This window comes from Patescibacteria group bacterium (genome assembly GCA_041664365.1).
In the GTDB taxonomy this organism is placed as follows: Bacteria; Patescibacteriota; Patescibacteriia; order UM-FILTER-42-10; family UM-FILTER-42-10; genus JAHJEX01.
In genome coordinates this window covers 113,790-137,319 of the sequence record JBAYKW010000001.1, presented here as the reverse complement: position 1 = coordinate 137,319, position 23,530 = coordinate 113,790, and the positions used below count along the sequence as shown (strand labels likewise).

General features: G+C 39.4%; 22 protein-coding genes. 12 read left to right on the top strand and 10 right to left on the bottom strand.

Annotated features, from left to right (window positions below; genetic code table 11):
* Positions 1-14 precede the first annotated feature (14 nt).
* From WCW66_00700 to WCW66_00680, 5 genes are read left to right on the top strand one after another with little or no spacing between them, the layout of a single operon-like run.
* Complete coding sequence (locus WCW66_00700; GenBank protein MFA6391256.1) at positions 15-740, top strand: hypothetical protein; 726 nt, start codon at positions 15-17, stop codon at positions 738-740.
* Between the two features lie 48 nt (positions 741-788).
* On the top strand, positions 789-1,844 hold the full coding sequence (locus WCW66_00695) for an EamA family transporter (GenBank protein ID MFA6391255.1): 1,056 nt from the start codon (positions 789-791) through the stop codon (positions 1,842-1,844).
* Between the two features lie 58 nt (positions 1,845-1,902).
* Positions 1,903-2,328 carry an NUDIX hydrolase gene (locus WCW66_00690; GenBank protein MFA6391254.1) on the top strand — a complete coding sequence of 142 codons (426 nt, stop codon included), beginning with the start codon at positions 1,903-1,905 and terminating at the stop codon, positions 2,326-2,328.
* Positions 2,329-2,336: 8 nt separating this feature from the next.
* Positions 2,337-2,714: an SET domain-containing protein-lysine N-methyltransferase gene (locus WCW66_00685; protein MFA6391253.1), complete on the top strand. Its 378-nt coding sequence runs from the start codon at positions 2,337-2,339 to the stop codon at positions 2,712-2,714.
* Between the two features lies 1 nt (position 2,715).
* Entirely contained in the window at positions 2,716-3,153 is a 438-nt protein-coding gene (locus WCW66_00680) for an NUDIX hydrolase (protein ID MFA6391252.1), read from the top strand.
* 58 nt (positions 3,154-3,211) lie between these two features.
* On the opposite strand, the gene WCW66_00675 is transcribed toward WCW66_00680, so the two are convergent.
* The 6 genes from WCW66_00675 to guaA all read right to left on the bottom strand — a co-directional run bounded on the left by WCW66_00675 (position 3,212) and on the right by guaA (position 11,904).
* A complete protein-coding gene (locus tag WCW66_00675; protein ID MFA6391251.1) occupies positions 3,212-4,396 on the bottom strand; it encodes an MFS transporter in 1,185 nt (394 codons plus the stop codon).
* 142 nt (positions 4,397-4,538) lie between these two features.
* The gene (locus WCW66_00670) at positions 4,539-6,185 is read right to left on the bottom strand and encodes an FG-GAP-like repeat-containing protein (protein ID MFA6391250.1); all 1,647 of its coding nucleotides are present in this window, start codon (positions 6,183-6,185) and stop codon (positions 4,539-4,541) included.
* A 113-nt stretch (positions 6,186-6,298) separates the two neighbouring features.
* Positions 6,299-7,801, bottom strand: a complete 1,503-nt coding sequence (locus WCW66_00665) for a thymidine phosphorylase (protein ID MFA6391249.1) — start codon at positions 7,799-7,801, stop codon at positions 6,299-6,301.
* A 73-nt stretch (positions 7,802-7,874) separates the two neighbouring features.
* Complete coding sequence (gene rbcL, locus WCW66_00660; GenBank protein MFA6391248.1) at positions 7,875-9,107, bottom strand: type III ribulose-bisphosphate carboxylase; 1,233 nt, start codon at positions 9,105-9,107, stop codon at positions 7,875-7,877.
* A 1-nt stretch (position 9,108) separates the two neighbouring features.
* On the bottom strand, positions 9,109-10,059 hold the full coding sequence (locus tag WCW66_00655; GenBank protein MFA6391247.1) for a translation initiation factor eIF-2B: 951 nt from the start codon (positions 10,057-10,059) through the stop codon (positions 9,109-9,111).
* Positions 10,060-10,080: 21 nt separating this feature from the next.
* Positions 10,081-11,904 carry a glutamine-hydrolyzing GMP synthase gene (gene guaA / locus WCW66_00650; GenBank protein ID MFA6391246.1) on the bottom strand — a complete coding sequence of 608 codons (1,824 nt, stop codon included), beginning with the start codon at positions 11,902-11,904 and terminating at the stop codon, positions 10,081-10,083.
* A gap of 85 nt (positions 11,905-11,989) precedes the next feature.
* Here guaA and guaB point away from each other — a divergent pair, with 85 nt between their 5' ends.
* On the top strand, positions 11,990-13,465 hold the full coding sequence (gene guaB / locus WCW66_00645) for an IMP dehydrogenase (protein ID MFA6391245.1): 1,476 nt from the start codon (positions 11,990-11,992) through the stop codon (positions 13,463-13,465).
* A gap of 43 nt (positions 13,466-13,508) precedes the next feature.
* Here guaB and WCW66_00640 read toward each other — a convergent pair whose 3' ends face one another.
* Together WCW66_00640 and queG are read right to left on the bottom strand one after the other, a co-directional pair.
* Positions 13,509-14,945 (bottom strand): amidohydrolase family protein, encoded by a 1,437-nt coding sequence (locus tag WCW66_00640; protein ID MFA6391244.1) that lies wholly within the window; start codon positions 14,943-14,945, stop codon positions 13,509-13,511.
* Between the two features lie 10 nt (positions 14,946-14,955).
* Complete coding sequence (gene queG / locus WCW66_00635) at positions 14,956-15,990, bottom strand: tRNA epoxyqueuosine(34) reductase QueG (GenBank protein MFA6391243.1); 1,035 nt, start codon at positions 15,988-15,990, stop codon at positions 14,956-14,958.
* Positions 15,991-16,158: 168 nt separating this feature from the next.
* On the opposite strand from queG, the gene WCW66_00630 reads away from it, so the two are divergent.
* The 3 genes from WCW66_00630 (at position 16,159) to WCW66_00620 (ending at position 19,331) form a co-directional block, all read left to right on the top strand.
* Positions 16,159-17,553, top strand: a complete 1,395-nt coding sequence (locus tag WCW66_00630) for a glycosyltransferase family 39 protein (GenBank protein ID MFA6391242.1) — start codon at positions 16,159-16,161, stop codon at positions 17,551-17,553.
* Between the two features lie 126 nt (positions 17,554-17,679).
* On the top strand, positions 17,680-18,105 hold the full coding sequence (locus WCW66_00625; protein ID MFA6391241.1) for a biotin/lipoyl-containing protein: 426 nt from the start codon (positions 17,680-17,682) through the stop codon (positions 18,103-18,105).
* A 104-nt stretch (positions 18,106-18,209) separates the two neighbouring features.
* Positions 18,210-19,331, top strand: a complete 1,122-nt coding sequence (locus tag WCW66_00620) for an HAD-IA family hydrolase (GenBank protein MFA6391240.1) — start codon at positions 18,210-18,212, stop codon at positions 19,329-19,331.
* A 41-nt stretch (positions 19,332-19,372) separates the two neighbouring features.
* Here WCW66_00620 and WCW66_00615 read toward each other — a convergent pair whose 3' ends face one another.
* Complete coding sequence (locus WCW66_00615) at positions 19,373-20,293, bottom strand: TerC/Alx family metal homeostasis membrane protein (GenBank protein MFA6391239.1); 921 nt, start codon at positions 20,291-20,293, stop codon at positions 19,373-19,375.
* Positions 20,294-20,481: 188 nt separating this feature from the next.
* The gene (locus WCW66_00610; GenBank protein ID MFA6391238.1) at positions 20,482-21,117 is read right to left on the bottom strand and encodes a CxxC-x17-CxxC domain-containing protein; all 636 of its coding nucleotides are present in this window, start codon (positions 21,115-21,117) and stop codon (positions 20,482-20,484) included.
* 116 nt (positions 21,118-21,233) lie between these two features.
* Between WCW66_00610 and WCW66_00605 the strand changes: the two genes are divergently transcribed.
* The 3 genes from WCW66_00605 to WCW66_00595 are packed head-to-tail and all read left to right on the top strand — an operon-like array spanning position 21,234 to position 23,525.
* Positions 21,234-21,905: an ABC transporter ATP-binding protein gene (locus tag WCW66_00605; protein ID MFA6391237.1), complete on the top strand. Its 672-nt coding sequence runs from the start codon at positions 21,234-21,236 to the stop codon at positions 21,903-21,905.
* Complete coding sequence (locus WCW66_00600; protein ID MFA6391236.1) at positions 21,902-23,101, top strand: ABC transporter permease; 1,200 nt, start codon at positions 21,902-21,904, stop codon at positions 23,099-23,101. Before WCW66_00605 ends, WCW66_00600 begins: the two co-directional genes overlap by 4 nt.
* A 34-nt stretch (positions 23,102-23,135) precedes the next feature.
* Positions 23,136-23,525 carry a hypothetical protein gene (locus WCW66_00595; GenBank protein MFA6391235.1) on the top strand — a complete coding sequence of 130 codons (390 nt, stop codon included), beginning with the start codon at positions 23,136-23,138 and terminating at the stop codon, positions 23,523-23,525.
* Positions 23,526-23,530: the final 5 nt, after the last annotated feature.

Genomic DNA, 23,530 nt, shown 5'->3' with positions numbered 1-23,530 from the left:
AATACTATATAATCATGCCCAGAATAATCACCTTTGCATCAGGGAATATTTGGCGGTGGGATAAAACGCAGGATTTTGATAAATTAATCCCCTATGCAAAAAGTCTTAAGTTGGACGGCTTTGAACTAACCTTTAAAACCAAGGAACAGTTATATGCGTTTAAAATATCCAAAGCCAATGAAAAATGGCTAAAGAGTCTTAAATACGTGACCATTCATGCCCCCTTTAAGCTGGTTCGAAAAGCAGACGGTAAATTGGAAATAATTAGGCAGTTGCAGGTCATTGAAACATTGTACAAAAAATTCAATGCAAAAAATGTTATTATTCATCCCTTAGACTTACCTAATTCAAAAATTTTGAATCGTTTTAATTTTAAAGTCTCCACAGAAAATCTTACCCCTAAAAGTAAATTCACAATCTCAAAATTAAATAAAACTTTAAAGAAATACCCAAAAATCGGACTTTGTCTAGATGTCAGTCATGCATATCTTTGGTCTAAATACGAAACAGAAAAATTGGTAAAAACATTCGACAAAAGAATCACACAAATTCATTTGAGCGGAACTTACCGAAAAAGCGGTTATCATTCCATGAGAATTGTAACTGACAATTTTATGTTTTCCATTAAACCCATATTCAAACTGAATGTACCGATTGTGATTGAGGAAGATATGAAAATTAAAAGCAAGAAACTTTTAACCGATGAAGTCAATTATATTAAGGAAATGTTCAGGAAATAAGCGTCAACTCATTTTCGATATTTGATAGTATTCGAAAAATTAATACTAATGAAACATAATCCAAAAACTCTAGCATTATTGGCTGCCCTATTATTCGGGGCAAGTGCACCTATTTCTAAATTACTGCTGGCTGATTTTGAACCCATCCAACTGGCCGGATTTTTATATTTAGGAAGTGGCCTAGGCTTGTTATTTGTAAAATTGTTTCAAATTTTATTATTCAAATCCATTAATGATAAACAGGAAGCAAAAATAAATAGACGGGATATAAAATGGCTCGTTGGTGCAATTATTTTTGGTGGGATATTGGCTCCAGTTCTAATGATGACCGGTCTTAAAACAACCCAAGCTTCAACAGCTACGCTAATGCTGAATTTTGAAGCTGTTTCAACCACCATAATTGCCTTGTTATACTTTAAGGAACAAATTGGTAAAAAAGTATGGCTGGCTGTCATCTTACTTACAGTAGCAAGTATCATATTAACGTTCAACCTGACGGGTGGATGGGGTTTATCTATCGGGGCACTGGGAATTTTACTGGCCTGTATTTTATGGGGAGTCGATAATAATTTTACCAGAAATATATCTGCCAAAGACCCTTTGGTTATTGTAATTATCAAAGGTCTCGTATCAGGAACATTTTTAGTTCTGCTATCAACCGTCCTCGGTTATAATTATCCCGATATAAATAAAATTGTTTACGGATTGATTGTTGGTTTTCTATCCTATGGATTCAGTCTATACTTATTTGTAATTGCCCTAAGGAGTCTCGGTTCAGCCAGGACCAGTGCATTTTTCGGTCTGGCGCCGTTTTTGGGGACAATTTTATCACTGATAATATTCAGAGAATTCGGAAATATTATGTTTTATATTTCTTTACCATTCATGGTAACGGGAGTTTACATATTGTTTAACGAGAAACACAAACATACCCATCGGCACACGGGATTAATCCATGAGCACAAACACCGGCACAATGATTTGCATCACGAACATGAAGAAAACAATTTAGAAAGTACTGAACATACACACTTACATAAACACGAGAACACCGAACATGCCCACGAACATTCTCCGGATATTCACCATAGGCATGTGCATTGATTATTTATGCTAATTTGAGGTAAAATGAGAATGAAAATATAAATTATTTGAAAAATATATGACCAAAGCACAAATTAAAGGGCACCAAGTAATTTGTTCCGCGTTTATTGAAAAAAATAAAAGGTTTCTGATCGTTATGGACCATAAATTCAAAGTGTGGCGGGTGCCAGGTGGCAGAGCGGAGCACGGGGAAAAATTGGAAGACACTTTAATACGGGAAATGCAGGAAGAAACCGGTATTACCTTTTCCAACCCCGAGTTCATCGGTTTCGGTCAGGACCAGCAGTTCAAGGTAGATGATAAACTGGAAACTTCCCGACTAATCATGTATTTTCATGTGCACACTGATATGGAACCCACACTGGACCAAAGAGAGGCATCACAATACAAATGGGTTTCGCTTGACGAACTTAAAGAAATAGATTTAGATAACAAAGAAGGCGCATTAACCGATTTCTTCAATCGCAACCCTAATTTTAAATAAAAACATTTATGACAGATAACGTAATAGTTAAAGGGTCCAGCATCAACAATAAGGGTGTTTTTGCGACGAAAGACTTTAAAAAAGGCGAGGTAGTGCTCCCCTGGCAAGTGAACAGCATTCTTAGCATGGAAGAAGTTAAAAAACTGCCTGCCTCTGAAAGGCATTACATCGCCAACTATGCGGGAGGCAAATATCTGCATCAGCAGGAACCGGAAAGATACGTTAATCACTCCTGCGATCCGAACACAGAAACCGGAGAGGATTGCGATATTGCGGTCAGAGATATTAAAGAAGGTGAAGAAATAACGTCAGATTATTCCAAATCAAAGATGCTGATGCATTTTGAATGCAACTGCGGAGCGAAAAACTGTCGAAAATTTATTTAATATGTTCACCATCGGAACATTCGGAATAATCATGGATGAAAAGGAACGAGTTTTACTCAGTCACCGCCGGGATTTGGATTTGTGGAATCTGCCTGGAGGCAAAGTGGAAGCAAATGAATCTCCCTGGGACGCTGTAATTCGCGAGATTAAGGAAGAGACAGGTCTCGATACCAGAATAATTCATCTTTCAGGTGTATACAGCAAACCGGATAAAAATGAAATTGTATTTTCTTTTACCTGTGAAATAACTTGTGGTGAAATTACACTGACTGATGAAGCAGATGAAATTAAATACTTTGGATTGGAACAATTTCCGAAAAACACTTCCCCTAAACAAGTAGAACGGATAAGAGATTATTTTGCGGATCAATCTAAAACACATTACAAAATTCAAACAGGTCCGTCATCCGCTGATCTGGTTAAGCAGGGAAAACTTTAAGCATAATCAAAAACAGTATCGATTAATACTGTTTTAATTTTCTCTTAAATATTTAAATCTAAAATTTACTTTTCCGCAGGATATATGACATTAGTATTAACTGACTTACGCCCAATATGAGCGGCGAAACCATTAACCCTGTCTTTTGTGATGTAAATTTTATTATCAATAACAAAACAGAAACACTGAAAAACCTGCCAATATTCAGAAACAACTCCTTGTCAAAAACAAACATGTACTGGTTATCCATCTCCTCGTTGGTCTCGTCATCCATAACGTCCAGAAGAATCGGCTCGATTGTCAGCCACTGAAAGATGGAGGCAATGCCGGCAAATAATACATAAACATAAATATTGAATGGGTGATCTAATAGCAATAAAAATATTGAAAATAATATATTCAGGGAAAGCGATACAAAAAATACCGGTTTGCGATGATGACTTTTAGAAAGCCGACCGTACAGATATGTCGCAGTGGCAATTATTAATGTGACAATTGTACTGATCGTTCCTAATACTCCCTCGTCACCCAGATAAAATAAAATAAGTAGCGTCGGAAGGAAGAACCCTACTCCTTCCAAAACTCCCATACTAAAGCTGATCAGCCGTACCATATTCCATTTTGTGGAAATCCGGAATTTGGCTATGGTATTTATTTTAGGTGTAACATAATCTGTTTTCAAAATTATTACTCCGGAATATGTCATGACTACTACGGCCAGCACGGAAAGCACCCAGTAGGCAATTGTTGGGGTATACAGCCCGCTATTCTCCCCCAGCACGATCAGCCAACCAACCAAAAAAGTAACCAGCAAAGAAATAAGGGAATTCAGAATGGATGCAATGCTGTAAAAGTAATTGCGATGGCTGGATTCAATTTCCTGAAATGTAAGAAAATTACGGTTTGCCCAGTAGATTCCGGCACCGAAACCATAGATCCCACCGTAAAATAAAAAATGCCAGACAGTACTGCCTGAAAACAAAATCGTCGCAGCAATCGCGATCGAAGTCACCACTAAACCGGTAAAATACAACTTTGTTATTTTAATCCGCTTTAATAACAACCCGTTGACATAAAAACCAAGTGGGAGAAAAATGAAAAAACCGAGATTATATATAACGACACTGGGAAGCGATGCGGTGCTGCGCCAGATAAATGAATTGATAAAAATAGTCAAAAGCGGATGCGCGATACTGCGCAAAGCAAAGGAAAATATCAAAATCCGAGACTTCTCAGGCAGCATCTTATAATGTTTTGTTTCACGCAAAAAAATATTCATTCATCTAAAAATTACTGATATGTGTATTGTAGTTCCGTTTATATTGCGGGTCAATGTGTTTAATATAAAAAACCGTTCCGCTATTCGAAACAGTTTTTTATATGGTTTATTCTATTATTCCCCCGCCTACTTGAACACCACTTCTGTATGACATGGGATAAGCAAAGAACCCGGAGCTCACAATTGTATCGCCATATCTGTTAAATATTCGGATATGTGGACCGCCACCCGGGCCAGCACCTGTTATGATTTCGTCACGCCCATCCTGGTTTAAATCAGCAACAGCCACATTTACTCCGCCTCTAAAAGCATTATCATAGGCGAAGAATCCCGGCGTAAATTTGATATTTCCGAAGGGATCGAAAACTCTAACATGCGGCCCCATTCGTATATTTGTTCCGGTAATAATCTCATCCCTACCGTCGCCGTCTAAATCACCACATGCAACCTTAATTCCATGCCTTAAATCCTCACGGTAAGCAAAGAACCCCGGTGAAAATTTAAGATTGCCGTTGCCGTCAAAAACCCGAACGTGAGGACCACCGCCTGATTCGGTTCCAGTAATTATTTCCGATTTACCATCTCCGTCCAAATCTCCGGCTGCTACTTTTACGCCTAAAAGATAATTATAATTGTATGCGGAAAACTCCTTCATTAACTGATATTGTCCATCACGATAAGTAAAAACTTTTACCAGATGTCCGCCCACTCCCGCTCCGGTGATTATTTCCTTGATTCCATTTCCGTCAACATCACCAATTGCAATATTGATTCCACCGCCGAAACTTTCATCATATGCTAGAAATGAATTTATTAAATTTCCTTCTACACTGTATATTTTTACCTCCGGCATTCTTCCCAGCACTGGACTGACGACAATATCAGCCTTACCATCAAGAGTAATATCTCCAATCGACAGATTAATTCCACCTAAATATTCTTTTTCGTAAACCAGGAATTCTCGTATGAACTCACCTTGATTGCTGAATACTCTAACATACGGCGCTTCCCATTGGTTACTGGCAACAATTATTCCGGTTTTATCACTTGGTCCTACAACATCTGAATCAGGTAGAGTACTAACTACCGGCAATGGTACAAACTCCGGAATCTCCATTCCCTTATGTTCAAATACTAAGCCGGTTATTCCAGCACCCTGAGGTATTGCAAACTGTAACACAATAAAATTTGCATTATTCTGAAGTGTAATACCATAAAACGTGCTTCCTGCCAATTGTACTGTTTCAATCTTTTCACCTGCACTATTATATACAAAAGCAGTTATGGAATATTCGTTTGTCACCTGGATGCCAATTTTCTTTGTTTGTGAAAACACATAACTGGTCCGTTGTGCATTTTTTGTAACAAACCCAAGTGTCAGTTGGGGTGAAAATGGACCATGATCACTCACAACAATACCATTCGCGTCTACCGCCAATAGATTATCCCCGTATCCCGCAGGTTTTGGATATCCTAAATCATAGGCAAGCGCACTAATGACAACGCCATCCTTTGCGGTAATGCTATTTGTGCTGTCAAAATCAGTTACTCCCTGAAGAATATTTTGAAAGGTTGTACCATTAAACAATCGGTCACCATCAAAATATGGCGCACGATTATATTGAATTGTCCTTGGTTCTGCTAATGTTCCAATGAAGTCATCTACGTTATTTGTTACACTAGCAGCTTTTACTGATATCGGTATGAAAGCACCAAATATCAATACTATCAAAAATATTATTTTTTTATTCATATCTATATTATTACTAATTTAAACAACGTTTGATACTATCACAAACATTCATTCATGTCAATGTTAACATAAAACCGCTGAAATTAGCGGTTAATACAGAATGAGTGGAATTACTAAGAAATTGTAAATATATTGATCTTTTCAATAGCTTTTTTTGCGAGTTCAATTCTTTCCCTGCGGTTTGCATAAAAAGTGAATAGTTTACTGCCTTTCTTAACTTCCTGTCCAACCCTTTTATGTAAATAAATACCGGCTAGCTTCTCTGCTGGAGCTCCTAAAGTTCTGGCGATCTCGTCTATGGCTTTATTATCAACTGCAGTTATCTTTCCAATCTTTGTCGAAAGTACCCGGTAATATTCACCACCCAAAACCACAGCGTCTGAATCAATTGTTGAATCACCCCCTTGCTCCTTGATTACAACCTGCATTTTTTTCCATGCCTTACCGGAAACTAGAATTTCTTCTGCAACTGACTTTCCCTTACCGCGCGCCACCTGACCGGATATTTCCAGAAGTTTTCCAGCCAAAATCAGTGCCTTATCCTGTAAATCTTTTGGCCTGTTGCTTTTTTGTTGCAATACACGCAGGACATCGCGTGATTCTAATGCTGGTCCGACCCCTCTACCTACCGGTTCATTGGCAAATATTTTTTCCACATGAACTTTAATTCCGAAACGCTTGCCCAGATATATGAACTTCTTTTCAATATCATTTGCGGTTTTCATATCCGGAATTTTCGATGTAATACCGACCGGCATATCAATTATCAGATATTTAATTCCCATTGCAACTTTTTTTGCTAAAATACTGACAACCATTTTATCAAATGGTTCTAAGGATAACGGTTTTGTAACCTTGATTATTAAATCATCTGCCGGAGCAATATTCAGTCCGCCACCCCAGATCATACATACTTTATTTTTCATTACCATCTGCTTGATCCTTGCCATGGTGAAACTGACCGGTGCTAATACCTCCATTGTATCTGCTGTTCCTGATGGAGAAGTTATCGCACGTGAAGATGTTTTGGGAATATACAAACCGAATGCAGCAACAATCGGTACTACGATCATTGTTGTTCTGTTTCCGGCCAAACCACCGACGGAATGTTTGTCCACTACAATTTTGTTTTTAGGGAAACTCAGCTGTTCCCCCGTTTCAGCGATTGACTTCGTCAAAGAGTACAATTCTTGAGATGTATACGGTTGTGAAAAACCTGATGCGACAAAATATGAAGTCTCAACAGGACCAAGTCTTCTGCTTACAATATCGGCGATTATTGAATGGATTTCTTCATAGTTTAATACACCGCCTTTTAATTTTTTATTTATAGCTTTTACTGATTCCGGGCGTTCCACTATTGCAACTTCAATAATTTCATCTTTCTTCATCGGGTACTTAACCCAGATTTCCTCAAACAGCCCTATCTCTCCTGGTTTAATCTCCTTTTCTGCTAAATTCACAGTTGCGAATATTCTTTTGCGATTATGCCAAGATAAACCGATGCTATCCCCCGCACGAATACCAAAATTCAATGCCTCCTTTTCATTCAAAAGAACCTTCGGCATTTCGCCGGTTTCAATATCAATCTTTTTTGCCCTCAAATAGAATGCCATGATTTATTTTTATTTGTAATTGGTAATTTAGTAATTTGCAGTTCGTGATTACCAATTACCATTTACGAATTACTTATTTCCAATACCTAATCGCGACAGCTAATTCGATGTTATCCTTTGCATATTCTTCAAGTGACACCCCGTTAATTGTTGCGTCCAAAGCCTGCTTTACAGCTTTTGCACCAGCGAATGTTCCGTCGGGGTGTCCATGAATTCCACCGCCAAAGTTCATAATTACATCCTTGCCGAATATTTTGTATAACGACGGTATCAGATTAGGATACAGACCGCCCGATGCGATTGGGAATACTGTCTTGATTGCGAACCATTTACTGCGCAGAAAATCATCGATTTCCACCACATTATCCTTACCGCCTTCCATTTTTCCGACTACCGTGCCGGTATGCAATTGGTCGATTCCGGCAAGACGCGCCAGTTTTGATAACACCAGCATACTCATTCCGTGCTTACTGTTTTTTGTAAACATTGAGTGTCCCGCGCGATGGCCATGGATTATTAATCCCAGATCCCGTTTGCGCAACATTTGCACATTGTCGAGGCCGACAGATACCATATCTATCATCACTACTTCACCACCCAAACTTTTAACCAGTTGTGCTCTCCTGATCATTTCGTCCGGCTGTGCCGTTATATTAAAAACACAAAGCTTCTTACTGCCTGTTTCCTTTTCTGCTTTATCCCTCATTTTTAATGTTAGACGCACCCGCTGGTCAAAACGGCTGAAGGAAAGGTCGGTCAGATTTTCATCATCTTTTACCAAATCAATTCCACCGATGAATACTTGATAAGAAAGAGTGGCGTGCTGCAGTGCTGATAGACCCAACTTCGGCTTTAAAATCGACCCTAGAATTGGTCTGTCATAAATTCCCGTTATGCGTCTAATACCCTTAATACCGAAGCGTGGCCCCTGGAAACTATTTACATAACTTTCCGGAAAATCAACATCTGAGAGGCGCAGATTTTTTATTATCTTCATGCTAAAAACATTTCCGGCAACACCGGATAAAAATTGCGGGATGCTTCCCTTTTCAAACAAGGCAATTGGATAAGCGACTTTGAAGGTGTGCGCTTTTTTATCAATATCAAATGCTTTAGCACCAAGCTTTGTAAATGTTGCTTTGGATAATGTGGCAAGATCAGTCCAGGTTCCGATAGAAGATTCTGCCGCTACTCCTCCTGCCGCATCTGAAAAATCAATATTTGTATCCATATAAAAAGAAGCGACTAATTCCGTTTTTTTTGGTTTATAATCTTGATCAACAAATTTTTTATAAAATTTATTCATTTTAAAAGTTTTTAAAAATCCATGGGTAATGTTTTTGCACCAGATACGCGACATCGCGCGGCTTAATTACGCCAAATTCACAAATTATCCCCTTGATAAATTTGAACGGGATACGATCAAAAGCAAAATTGATTATCTTCAATCCCTTGGGACCATTCGGCCATATTTCTTTTCGGTCGCGCAGTTCAATACCGATATATTTACTGATAAATGTTTCCGGATCGGTTTTTAAAAGAGACGCAGCAACATAAACCGGGATTTTTTCATGATTAGCAACCAGTGCGATACCAAAGCTGCCAACTTTATTGATTACCGAACCGCCGGATGTAACAGAGTCAGCACCCAGAAAAGCAATGTCCACCATCACTTCACGACCACTAGTTCTACTGATCAGAAACGCGGCTGCGGAATCAGCCACCATTGTAACATCAATTTTTTGTTTCAAAAGATTTTTAGCTGTTGTTCTGCCCTGAAACAGCGGACGTGTTTCCGTGCAAAAAACGCGCGGCATCTTAGAGTGCTTGCTGGCCTCCGCAATAATATGTTCCACAGTCGAGGAATGACAGTGCGTAAACACTTTCATATTCGGCTTAATCAGTCTTGCACCAGCCTCAGCAATTTTCTGATCATGATATTTCAGAAGAACTAAAAAGAGATGGCAGGCTTTTTTTAGTAGTTTCACCAGTTCAGGGACAGACAAACCGTCTTTATTGTTCTCTAAATAGTGTAATACGAATTGGACTGAATTACGTGATAGCGGTTCGGTTGGTCTTGCTTCTGCCAGCGCTTTGCCGCTTTTTCTTATCTCAGAGAGAAATTGAGTCTTAGTTTTTTTCAGCAACTGATTGCTTTCGGACTGCAAAGCATCCAAAATTACTCTGGTTATCTGTGTCGCACCCTGTATTTCTAAAGATGCTATTTTTGTTACCGTTTTTTGGACCGCACTGTTCATAAGGACAGTATACCATTTATATCATTCCCATTCAATCGTGCCCGGCGGCTTGTTAGTGAAATCATACAAAATTAGATCAATCATTTTTATGCTTTGTAGCTTTGCAACAATCTGTTTTACAAAATTTTCGGGCAGAGGAAAAAATTTTACCGTCATTGCCTCTTCGGACTGCACCGGCCGTAGGATTATTGTATAGCCGCCCGAGAGCGAATACGGCACAAGAACAACCGGAAACTGCCAAATCTTTTTATCCAAACCGAATTTTTTTATTTCAGACTGCACAATATTGTCCGCTTCCTGCAGAAGTTTGATATTTTTTTTATTGAGCAGGAGTTTTTTATTCTTACCAATGCCTACCGCATTTTTTCTGCTGAAAAGTATCAGACAGGCACGATTCACACTTGGGATCTGATTTGCAACCAGCGGTCCTAAAATCTGCATTTGCTTAATGCTTATATCGCCGGAAAAAACCGCCGGATGAGCATAGGTACGCCCATCCCCCTGAACACCAACACTTCGGACCGGCATAACGTATCCGGTAATATCCGTTTTGTTATCAAAATTAAACTGCGTGATTAATTCATCCAGATCTTTGTTCTGCTTTTTTAGATTGTCTCCGTATTGCCTCCCATCGGAACAAATCATTCGGATAGCCAATCCAGGCCCGGGAAACGGGTGCCGGTTAATTATTTCATCGGGCAGTCCAATTTTTTTCCCTAATAACCGGACTTCATCTTTATAAAGGTCCTTCAAAGGTTCAATGACCAATCCTTTTTTTATCATTTCCAAAACTTCTTTTACGCGGTTATGATGCGTTTTTATTTTGTCCGCATGTTTTGTACCGCCCGATTCTATGGTGTCAGGATAAATGGTCCCTTGTGCTAGTATCCAATCTTTCGGATTAAGCTTAAACCTTTTCATTGCAATTCTCTGCGCATCCAGATAAGCCCGACCGATAATTTTCCGCTTTTTTTCCGGATCAATTACTCCACGTAATCTTCTAAGAAACATTGCAGACGCATTCATTATTGCCAAATTGGAGAATCCAAGCTTATCTAAAGTACTTTGAATTTCACTTGATTCATTCTTCCTCATAAAACCCAGATCAATATGCAACCCGAACACCTTTTCCTTTCCCAGCACGCGGTTAAGCAATGCAAAACATACTGCCGAATCCACACCGCCAGAAACCAGTAAAAAAACTTTTCTTTCACCGACTTTTTTTATTATCTCGTCTTCAATTGTCCCTAAATACTGACTGATATCCCATTCCTTTTTTGCGCCGCAGATGCTGAAAACGAAATTTCTGATCAAATCCAGTCCGTTTTCCGTATGCGAAACTTCGGGGTGAAACTGAACCCCGTAAATTTTTTCTGCAGTATTCCCCATCGCGGCAACCGGGCAATGTTGGGTCCCGGCAAGAATTATGAATCCTTTTGGAACCTTTGTAACCAGATCGCCATGGCTCATCCAGACTTGGCTTTTTTGCCTGAATTTTTTAAAGATGCCATTGAATGACTCGACTTTTAACTCTGCCACACCGTATTCTCTAACATCACCCCTAACAACTTTTCCGCCCAGCAGATGGCTGATCAGCTGATGGCCGTAACAGACGCCCAAAATCGGCAGACCGCTTTTCAGAATTTTACGGTCAAATTTTATTTTATCATTATAAACGCTGTTTGGTCCTCCCGAAAGGATGATTCCCCAGGACGATTCCAGTCTGATAAGTGGTGTTTCCGGCGGATAGATATTAGCTAAAACACCCAGCTGGCGAATTCTCCGCGCAATTAAGTGGGTGTATTGGGAACCAAAATCTAATATTGCAATCTGTTTTTGTTTCATACTTGTCTTTATTGTAAAATATCCTTACAATTAAAACAACATTTTAACATTTACCCTAAAACCTTACCCCTTAACCCTAATCATTATGTTCACTCAGTTTGAAGAGACTTTAACCTATGACGATGTATTGCTAGTGCCCCAAAAATCAGCGATTCTTCCGAATGATACAGATTTGAAAACGCGGTTGACCAGAAGAATCAGCCTGAATATTCCGCTGATCTCCTCACCGATGGATACAGTGACTGAGCATCGCCTGGCGATCGCTCTCGCACTGCACGGCGGAATAGGAATCATTCACAAAAATATGCCGGCAGACCAGCAGGCACAGGAAGTCAGTTTTGTAAAAAGGTTTGAGAACGGATTTATTGAAAATCCCGTTACCCTACAACCGGAAGATCCGATTGAAGATGCGGCGGAAATCCGCGACAAAAAAGGATACAAGAAAATCCCGATTGTCGACAGAAACAACAAGCTCGTCGGAATGATTACAGAACAGGACTACTTCGTGCCGGATGATTTGAAATTACCGATTAAATTCAAAATGAAGCGGATTAATGAAATTGTGGTGGGTAAACACGGCATGACTCTGCAACAGGCCAACAAAATTATACGTGAAAAAAGACTTACCGCATTGCCTATAGTTAATAAGCAGGGAAAACTGATGAGTATGGTGACCAGAAAGGATCTGGAAAAAAACGAACAGCATCCCAATGCGTGTAAAGACGATAAGAAACAACTGCGCGTTGGTGCGGCGATTTCCGTTGGTTTAGAAGCGCTGGAGCGCGCCAAGTATCTGGTTGCCGCCGGCGCGGACGTTTTAGTAGTGGACACTGCCCACGGCCATACGAAAGGTGTACTCGATACAGTTAAAGCTTTAAAAAAGAACAGGCTATTTTCCAATGTGGATATTATTGCCGGCAATGTCGCCACAGAGGAAGGCACCAGAGATCTGATCCGCGCCGGCGCGGATGCCGTCAAAGTCGGTGTCGGACCCGGATCAATTTGCACCACCAGGGTTGTCGCCGGAATTGGCGTACCCCAAATCAGTGCAATTATGGCGGCGGTAAAGGGCAGAGGGAAATCCAATATTCCGATCATTGCCGACGGAGGAATCCGGTATTCCGGCGATATTGTTAAGGCACTCGGCGCTAAGGCAGATTCAGTCATGATCGGAAGTATGTTTGCCGGTTGTGAAGAAACGCCGGGAGAGATCGAATATGAAGGGGGTAAAATGTACAAATCCTACCGCGGAATGGGATCTAAAGAAGCAATGATACACGGATCAAAAGACCGTTACGGACAGGGATCGCAAAAAGACAGCGAAAAACTGGTTCCGGAGGGAGTTTCAGCCAGAGTGATCTATAAAGGTCTGGTATCACGACATATTTACCAGCTGGTTGGCGGAATTAAATCCGGCATGGGTTATATTGGCGCAAAAACCATTCCGGAACTGCATAAAAAAGCGAGGTTTATCAAGATCAGCCCGGCGGGACTACGAGAAAGTCATCCGCATGATGTTACAATAACCAAACAGCCGCCGAATTATCATTTGGAAAAATAATTATTCAAAAAGACGGGTGATCAATCCCCGTCTTTTTAGTCTGCTATATTTTTTTCCTCAACTGCATATGCGCCAGCTGAAGTTGCATCAACAGGTTAGTTTCGTTGATAAAATTATGCTTGCGGTTGGAAATCACAAAACTTCCGTTGATCATCAGGTCCCTGATATTTCTTCCGCCATATGTAATCATATTACTGACCAGGGTTTTAGGATCCTTGGAATTGTACGGCAAAAACCCGCGGTCCTGCAGTTTCCAAAATGCAATATCCGCCCTGTATCCGGGCAATAATTTTCCTACCTTTTTGAGACCGAGTAACCTGGCACCCTGTGCAGTTATCATATTGAATAAATCACTGTACGGAACAATCTTCCTGTTTTGATGCATGGTTTTTGTTTGCAGAGCTTCCGTAAGTAGATCCAGTCTATTTTTACTGACAACACTGTCCGTACCAAGCGCGATCTGTCCGGTTGCTTTCAGTTTATGAAACAGCGGATAATCAAACTGCCCACTTCGGTGCAATAGATTAGACGTCGGCAAATGAACCACTCCCGCCTTTCTCTTTAAAATCAATGCTACTTCCTCCCGGCCGACGTGCACAACGTGCGACATCATTGTCCGTGGATTCAAGAGGCCAAACCGGTCCAGTGTTTTTACCGGATGCTCACCAAACTTCTTTACCGATTTCTCCAGCGACTCTTTAGTTTCCGCAACATGGATAGTAAAAAGAGCGTTATATTTCTTCTGCAGAATCCTCACTTTTTTGAAAATTGCTTCGGAAGCTTTGGACGGCTCATGAATCGCAATAGCCGGTTCTGTATGATACTTTGCTTTATTTTTCAAATATTTTTCAACCATCGCCGGCGTATTTTCCGGGTGTGAATTACTTACCGCGCTGATCGCGTTGATTACTACCTGACCGGTCAGTTTTGCCGCGTCATCAATCGGATTAAAAACACCGTAGTGACTCAGTGTCGTGGAAATTCCAAATTTCTGCTGTTCGGTAAAATCCCCCACTGCTCCCAGGAAAAAATCATCTTCATTCATCTTCCCTTCTAGTCTTGCCATGCCACGCAGGGTTTTTTCTAAATTCGCCTCGGAAAATGTGAGCGTGGACCGGAGCAGATACATGGGCGGGTGCGCGTGCGCGTTGACCAACCCCGGTGTAACTACGATTCCTCCGCCCTGTTCCGCGTCATAGATCAGATCTATCTCGGTCAGATCAACAAAGGAAAGTTCGGTTGCTTTTAGTATTTTAACTATCACGCCGTCCTCGATTAGGATAGACCGGCCGGACAGTACCTCCAATTTATCATTCTGATTAATCGTAATCAAAAAAGGGATTCCGTGAATCAGTACTTTTCTGGGATTCCCTTCGCGCAACATAGTATAACGGCTCTTACTGTTTCGACCCGTGGAAAATGTAATATCTTTCTGCCGATATTCAAGCCCATTTTTAAGTTCGGAGAATTCGTTGCTCATTTGTCAGGCATTATAGCAGTATTTGCTTTTTTGCCCAAATTGCGTGGGTTCGCACCAGTTCATCTTCATTTTTAATTAATAGCTCTATAGCACACAGTGCTTCCTTGCTCCCCCAGTTTCCCAGAGCCACCGCCACGTTTCTCATAAATCCCCTGTATTTTGTTCTTTTAATCGGACTGTTTTTGAAGCGAGAGTTAAATTCAGTCTGCGACATTTTGGCAAGATCATTCAGTTTAGGGGCAATCAAATCATTTTTAGCTTTGAATTCATTTATTGATGCCTCCTTCGATTTGCTGTTCCAAGGACACACTTCCTGGCAAATATCGCATCCGTAGATTCTGTTTTTCATTAACGGGCGCATTTCCTCTGGAATACTGCCTTTCAGCTCTATGGTCAAATACGATATACATCGTCTGGCGTCCAAAACCCGGTTCTGCACCAGCGCGTCGGTTGGGCAGCTATTTCGGCAGCGCTGGCATGTTCCGCAGGATCCGATCCGCTTCATTAGAAAGCTTTCTAATTCCGCATCGATCAAAATCTCACCGAGAAAAAGATATGAACCCATCCGGTAATTTATCAGACTGGTATTATTACCGATGAAACCCAGTCCGGACCGGCTAGCGTATTCCCGCTCCAGGAAAGGACCCGTGTCTACATAAACCTTGGCGTTGATATTCTTTTTTAATATTACTGAAATCGATCCGACAAGTTTTTCCAGACGAAGTTTTACGATTTCATGATAATCATCAAACCAGGCATACCGCGCAATAATTCCTCTGGATGGATCATTAAGTAAATCTGCTGATATATCTTGATTAAAATAATTCATGCCGACCATGATCACGGTTTTTGCCTCTGGGAATACTCTTTTCGGATTATCACGCTTTTCCTGACCTCGGCGAATCCATTCCATCTCTCCCGCCATTCCGTTTCTCAGCCACTGGTCAAGTTGATGTTTATATTTACTGGGTTGCACTGGCATTACACCAAGTAAATCAAAACCAAGTGAATTTCCCTCCAAGATTATCTGTTTTGCATTTAGCATGATACAATTCTATCATAGTTTTCAGTATAAATTTAGCCTAAAAAGATGAGTGTTTTTAGGAAGACATTTAAAAGTATACAATTATTCTATTTTTCACAGACGTGTGTTTGGGTCATTATTTTCTTTGGTGCTCTGCTTAGAATCCTAAGATTTATCCAGAATAACTCGTTGTGGACAGATGAAGCATCAATTGCTATTAGCATCATTAATTTGCCTCTGGACAGGATTGCACACTCGCTGGATTATCTTCAAGTGGCCCCGCTCGGTTTTCTATGGATTGAAAAAATATTTATTACCTTTTTTGGCATAAGTGAATATGCTTTTAGGCTTTTTCCGCTCATCTGCGGGATTCTTTCTATTATAGCGTTTTACAAATTAGCAAAACAAATAATTTCCAAATTATTTTTACCTTTGTCAGTTTTTATTTTTTCTGTATCATTTCCACTTATTGATTTTTCAACTGAAATCAAACCATACATTGTTGACGTACTGATTGTGATACTCATACTAAACACCGCACTGTTTATGAAAAATAGAAGATACACAATCAGATATGGAATATTATTTGGAATACTCGGGTCATTTTTAATTTATTTTTCATTTCCGGCATCATTTTTTTTGGCCGGAACCGGAACAAGCTTTTTTATATATTACATAGTGAATAAGCAATGGGGGCAGCTAAAAGCCGTGTCTCTGTCCATAATTTTATGGATAATAAATATTATTCTCTACTATTTTTCTTTTCTTAAGTATTTTATTTCAAGCAGCTACCTATCATTTTTTTGGCACGACGGATTTCTGAGTTCTCCTTTCAGTATGGAAGGACTGGGACAATGGGAAGTAACTTTTATCAGAATATTTGATTATCCAGGTATGTATAATCTTCTTTCTATTCCAATAGGCATCATTTTTATTTTTGGGTTAATTAAACTCTTCAAACAATCCAAATTCAGTTTTTATATATTAGTTTCACCTGTCGTATTTTTGACTATCGCATCAATTCTTCATTACTATCCGATTTATGGAAGACTTGTTCTATTTTTACTGCCATTAATAATTCTGGGGGTAATAAAAGGCCTTGCTTCAATCTATAGCAAATCACATATTAGAAAATCAATAGTAATTTTTACACTTCTAATCATACTCCTATCTCAATCTGTTTATGGTATATCTTCCGCAATTTTCCCAGTAGAGAAATGTGAAATTGATGTTGTATTTGAATATGTTGAAAATAATAGAAAACAAGATGACATTATTTATATTCCTTTTGATGTTGCTTCCCTATATGAATATTACCAGCTCAGGATGCAAATCCCCGAATCAAACTACTATGTTTCAAACTTTGCGGGAAGAAATCGGGAACAATATTTAAAAGAACTGGAACAATTATCAGAAAATAATGAGAGAATATGGATTATAACAACACATAAAACCTCGTGGGAAAACCCGGGATTCTTTGAGTACCGCGCATTCTTCCTGAATTATTTATCACAAGCCGGCGAGCTTATTGATTCCCTAATCGCCCATGAGGCATCGGCGCATCTTTTTTATACTGACAAATAGAATAACTTCTTTTATTTTACAATCAATACACTTTATTGACATGTCCAAAATTTACGCCTAAACTCTATATGGCCTAAAAAGCCCGTTTGATCATTGCCACCGGCTCAACACCAGAAAGGAGCAGATATGGACTTGAAAAAAGTCCGGCAAATAGTCAGCCTGCTCCAAGAGCATCCAACTATTGCCGAGCTGGAAGTAAGGAACATGAGGGGATTTTCCAAGATCCGTGTTCGAATGTCACCTTCGGACAGTTCCGCCAGCCAGCCGCAGACTGCGGAAAAGTTGGCGGTCCAGGAACAGCTGTGTACTATCGAATCGCCGTCTGTGGGATGGTTTTTGGCCGCGGCCGATCTGGAGGAAAATCCGCCACTCATCGAGGGCAGTTTTGTTTCGCAGGGCGAAACCGTGGGTTATATTGAAATACACGGGCTGAAAAACCCGGTCGTTTCCCAATTTGAGGGTACAATCAGGCAGATTCATGCCGAAACCGGTCAACCGGTCGAGTACGGCCAGAGACTGTACACAATATCCCTGTCCGGACCTTCCGGATGATAGCTCATAACGTTCATCACATCAGGCCTCCGCTTGATGTTTTTTTTAATCAATATGCGATATAATGGCTAAAGCTGGGTTATTTCACTTATTTTATATAGACAATGATTAAAGCAATCATATTTGATTTCGGGAATGTCATAGCCAGTTTTGACAATGGCTTGTTTTTGAATAAAATTGCCAAACATACCGGCAAATCTGTTTTTGAGTTGAGCAAATTAATTTATGAAAAATCAAAACTACCAAGTTATTACGAGCAGGGCAAAATTAATTCCGATGAATTTTACAATCAAGTTATAGAATTATGTGATTTAATAATAACTCCGAAACAGTTTAGAGAAGCCTATACCAAAATCTTCACTCCCATCCCGGAGACAATCGAGCTGATTCATCAGCTAAAACCAAATTACAAGCTGGGACTCTTATCCAGCACCAGCGAGTGGGATTTTGAATATGGGTTTAAACCTATAATTGATATGAATATTTTTGATTCCATTACATTGACCTACCAACTTGGATCAAAAAAACCGGATACGAAATTATTTGACGATGCTTTAAAGAAATTAAAGGTACTGCCAAAAGAAGTTTTATATATTGATGATCTACCGGTTGTAGTTGAAGCGGCAGAGCACTTCGGCATGCAGACAATTTTGTATCAGAATCCAGATAAACTACTGGGAGATCTTAGGAAGTTTGAAATCATGATTAATGGTAATTATCAATCACATTCCAAACAAAAAATCACTGTTGTAAACGAAAATGACGAGGAAATCGGATTTAAATACAGAGATCAGATTAATAAAAGTGATATTTTTCGTGCGACCGGACTGTGGATCACTAACTCAAAGGGCAATGTATTATTAGCTAAAAGAGCGTTAACTAAAAGTATTAATCCGGGGAAGTGGAGCGCGGCTGTCGCAGGGACTGTTGAAACAGGAGAAACCTACGAACAAAACATAATAAAAGAAGCTAAGGAGGAAATTGGCATCTTTGGTTTGAAGTTCATGTCATATGAAAAAACAAGAGTCCGGAATTCTAGCAACTTTTTTATCCAATGGTTTACTTTGGCAATTAACAAGAATGCTGAGGAATTCATGCTACAAACAGAGGAAGTAGCTGAAGTAAGATGGTTCAAGCAATCCGAGCTGAAAAAACTGCTAATCGAAAAACCGGAAATGTTTACTTCGTCACTTTCCCAATGGATTTCGCTTTTTATCGCAAAATAAAAGTAACTTATGTAATATAAAATATGCCGTCATTCACTGACTTATATTTTCTTCGGAAACAGAATTGATAAAATAATTGATGAGAAAAGCGCAAACATAATTATGCCAAATGAAACTAAGGATGATATGTGAACGCCAAGAATTCCAGAAAGCATTTTTATTCCAATAAACAGAAGGATAAATGCTAGTCCTTTTTGTAAATGATGAAATCGATGCAGAACACTTTCAATCAGGAAAAACAGTGCCCTTAACCCCAGGATTGCAAAGATGTTTGAGGTGAAAACGATAAAGAAATTTTGAGATATTGCGAAAACTGCTGGAATAGAATCTACAGCAAAAAGAATATCTGTCGCTTCAATCAATATCATGATCATAAATAGTGAAGTAAACATAAACTTACCGTGCTCTCGGGTGAAGAATTTGCCATTATGATGATTTACCGTGAATGGTAAATATTTACGCGCGAGCTTGATAATCTTATTATCATTAAAATGAATATGCTCTTCTTTTTTATCACGTAAAAGCTTAATTCCAGTATAAAGCAGTACTGCACCAAAAACATAAAGTACCCAGTGAAATTGATGAATAATATATGCACCAACACCGATAAATACTCCTCTGAATACAATTGCCCCCATAATACCCCAGAACAGCACTCTGTGATGATATTTTTCCTCTAGCTTAAAATAGCTGAAGATAAGCATAATCACAAACAGATTGTCGACAGACAACATTTTTTCCGTTACATAGGCACTCATAAACTGAGCTGCCAATTCCCTGTCCATGTAAATATATATCAGCAGACCAAAGAGCACAGAAATCACTATCCAGAATATTGACTGATATAATGCCGGTCTGAATTCAATTTTATGGCTTTTCCGGTTAAAAAAACCGAGATCAATAATTAAAAACAGAGTAACAACTACTCCGAACAGAATAAACAATTTTGTCTGAATATCCATATAGTAATTATGACATAACCAAATTAATTCACAAAAAACCGGCTGTTGACCGGTTATAATTAATGCTAGTTCATAGTTCCAAAGCACCTTCCTTGGAAGGACTTTTTGCTTTTTCACTCCCCAGCACTCAAGGTATTATCACAATAACAAATATATTCTAAATATACAAGCCAAAAATAGTTGTGTGCTTATTTTTTCTTCTTTGCTTTTGGCTTTACTTTAACCGTCTTAACCACCTTCTTTTTTACCGCAGCTTTTGCTGTTTCCTTCTTCTTCACTTCTGGTTTGATAACAGTTTTTTCTTTTACTGGGGAAACATTTGTTTCAGTTTGTGCTAATTGTCTTAATATTTTATCCAGCTTCTCGTTAATAGTCTTCAACTGACCATCGAACTTTCCACTATTCACATCACTTGGCTTTCGATCTGTGCTTCTCGGATCTTTGCCAAAACAGCTGGAACATAGAACCGGCTTCTCCCCTGTAGGTCTGAATGGTACTTCGCAACTCTGTCCGCACTGGGAACAGGTGGCTTTAAACATTTTCTTTTCATAAAAATTCGGTTTGCCAAAATCCCTGCCAAAAGATCGGCTAGAACTTGATTTGTCCTTGCCTTTAAAGCAGTTACTGCAGTAAACCGGCTTATTACCGGTCGGTTTAAACGGTACTTCGCAGCTCTGACCGCATTCCGAGCAAACCGCTTGATGCATTACGTGATGATCCGAATCACCCCCTCTGTTGTATCCGCCGCTCATTGATTCTCTGCGGTCAAAACTGGGACCGTTTTTCCGGTCAAATGATTTTCCGTTTCTGTTAAAATTTTTCATGGAATTTTTAGTAATAATTAATGCGCGTTAAGTTTAACTGTTTAAGCCGTAAATAGCAAGTTTTATTAACAATTTTGGGGATTTATGCTATAATCCAGTCAAAATACAAGACGTTTATGGAACAGCAAGCAATCATCTCAATTAAAAATATTGAGAAAACATATAACCTTGGCGAAATCAAGGTTAAGGCACTCCGAAAAATCTCCTTAGATATTCAAGAAGGAGAATTTTTGATTATTACCGGCAGAAACGGATCAGGAAAATCCACCCTACTCCGCCAGATCGGACTTTTGGACTGGCCGAACCGCGGTGAAATATATCTGGACGGTGATGAAGTAACTCATCTGAATGAGAAGCACCGACGCGGAATCCGCCACAATAAAATCGGCTATATTTTTCAGGAATACGCATTAATACCGGAATTAAACGCCATTGAAAACGTAATGCTCCCAGCCATGCTGACTGAACCGACAAAAATATGCAGACCAAGAGCAATTGATTTACTGAAAAAAGTCGGTTTGGAAAACCGGCTCAAACACCAGCCGAAACAAATGTCCGGAGGAGAACAGCAGAAGGTAGCGATTGCCCGCGCTCTGATCAACAACCCAAAAATACTTTTTGCTGATGAACCGACCGCCAACCTGGATTCAGTCGCAGCCGCAGGAATTCTGGAAATTTTTGAGAGACTGCACGCTGAAGGTCATACAATTGTGATGATTTCCCACGAACAGGACGAAAAAAGTTATGCCAGCAGAATTATTGAATTAAGAGATGGGATTTTATTATGAAATATGAATTCAAAATTCCATTTTTCCTTGCATTCCGACAGATTACCCGTGGCAGTAAGTGGACTTTCTTTTTGATAATATTCTTAATGGCGGCTGCATTTATCAACCTAGTTTTTGTTTCCTCGCTTTTTAAAGGTGTTATTAAGGGATCAAACGAACAGGTAATTAATATGTATTCCGGTCACATTTTGATTAAACCGAACAGCGGAAAAGATGTTTTTGAAAACCGAAACAATGTTATTGAAAAAATTGTACAAATCCCCGGTATTGAATCGGTAACCACGCAGTTTGAAATCGGTGGAAATCTTGCATTGGGTGAAAAAAACGGTAACTGGATTGTTAATGCAATTAATCCCGAACAAGAAATAAAAGTAACAAAGATTTTTGACAATATGATTTCCGGAGAATACTTAAAGTCCGGCGATCAGAGTGGAATTATTCTCGGCAAACAGATTGCCGGCGGAGATGTCGCGGAACTAGACGCTTTCTCCCTGCACGCGGAAATCGGTGATGTCATAAAAGCAAATCTTAACGGCATTGAAAAAGAGTTTGTCGTAAGGGGAATATTTAATTCAAAATATATGTCCGTGGACAATACCGCATTCATCACATACGCAGGATTGGATTCGGTTTTTCCATCATTAGCTGATCAGGCAAATACCGCTTTAGTCCGGCTTAATGAACCCCGTGATGAGCAGGCAGTGATAGAACAAATAAAAGAAAGTGGAATTCATGGAACATACTATACCTGGGAGGACGCGGCCGGTATGATGAACTCGGTAACGACTAGTTTTCTGTCAATTGATTTCATTTTAAGTCTGGTCGCCACGCTGATTGCCGCAGTTACAATATTTATTGTCGTTTACATAGATATCTCAAATAAAAAACAGCAAATTGGAATTCTAAGGGCGATCGGCGTGAAACCTTATATCATCCGTTCCGCGTACGTAATAATCTCTTCTATATATTCCGTGATCGGCGTTGCTCTAGGCGCTGCATTGTTTTTCGGTGCAATTATGCCGTATTTTATCGCTCACCCTTTTGTATTGCCGATTGTTGACGCCACATTAGCAATTGAGCCTGCGGATTTCATTTTCCGGATGGAATCAATTATCATTGTTTCAATTCTGGTCAGCCTAATTCCCTCTTTTATGATCACTAGGATAAAATTGTTAAACGCTATCTGGGGTAAATAATTATAAATAGAACTAGAAGGGATATTTAAAAAACATGGAAGAACCGAAAACAAGTCCAAAACCGCTACGGTTGTTTTATTTTTGGTCCGGCATAATCGCTACATTTGCTTACCGCGCTATAATTGTTATTAATGACGCGACTGTAGTAAAAATATTCTGGTACATCGGTACTATCGGATTCATTATTTATTTTATTCATCGATTCGACATCTCAAAAAAACGATCAAAATTAATTGTAGAACATAAACTACGCGAGAAAATGGACAGCTTAGACCATTTGACCGACGATGATAAAAAAGCACTGCGTTATATTCTCGGCACGCTGGTATCCTCCAAAGAAAAATGGAATAACTATGCGATTTTTATACTTTCCGGGATCGCATTGATACTGGGAATATTATTTGATTTTATCCTTAAAATATAATTTCT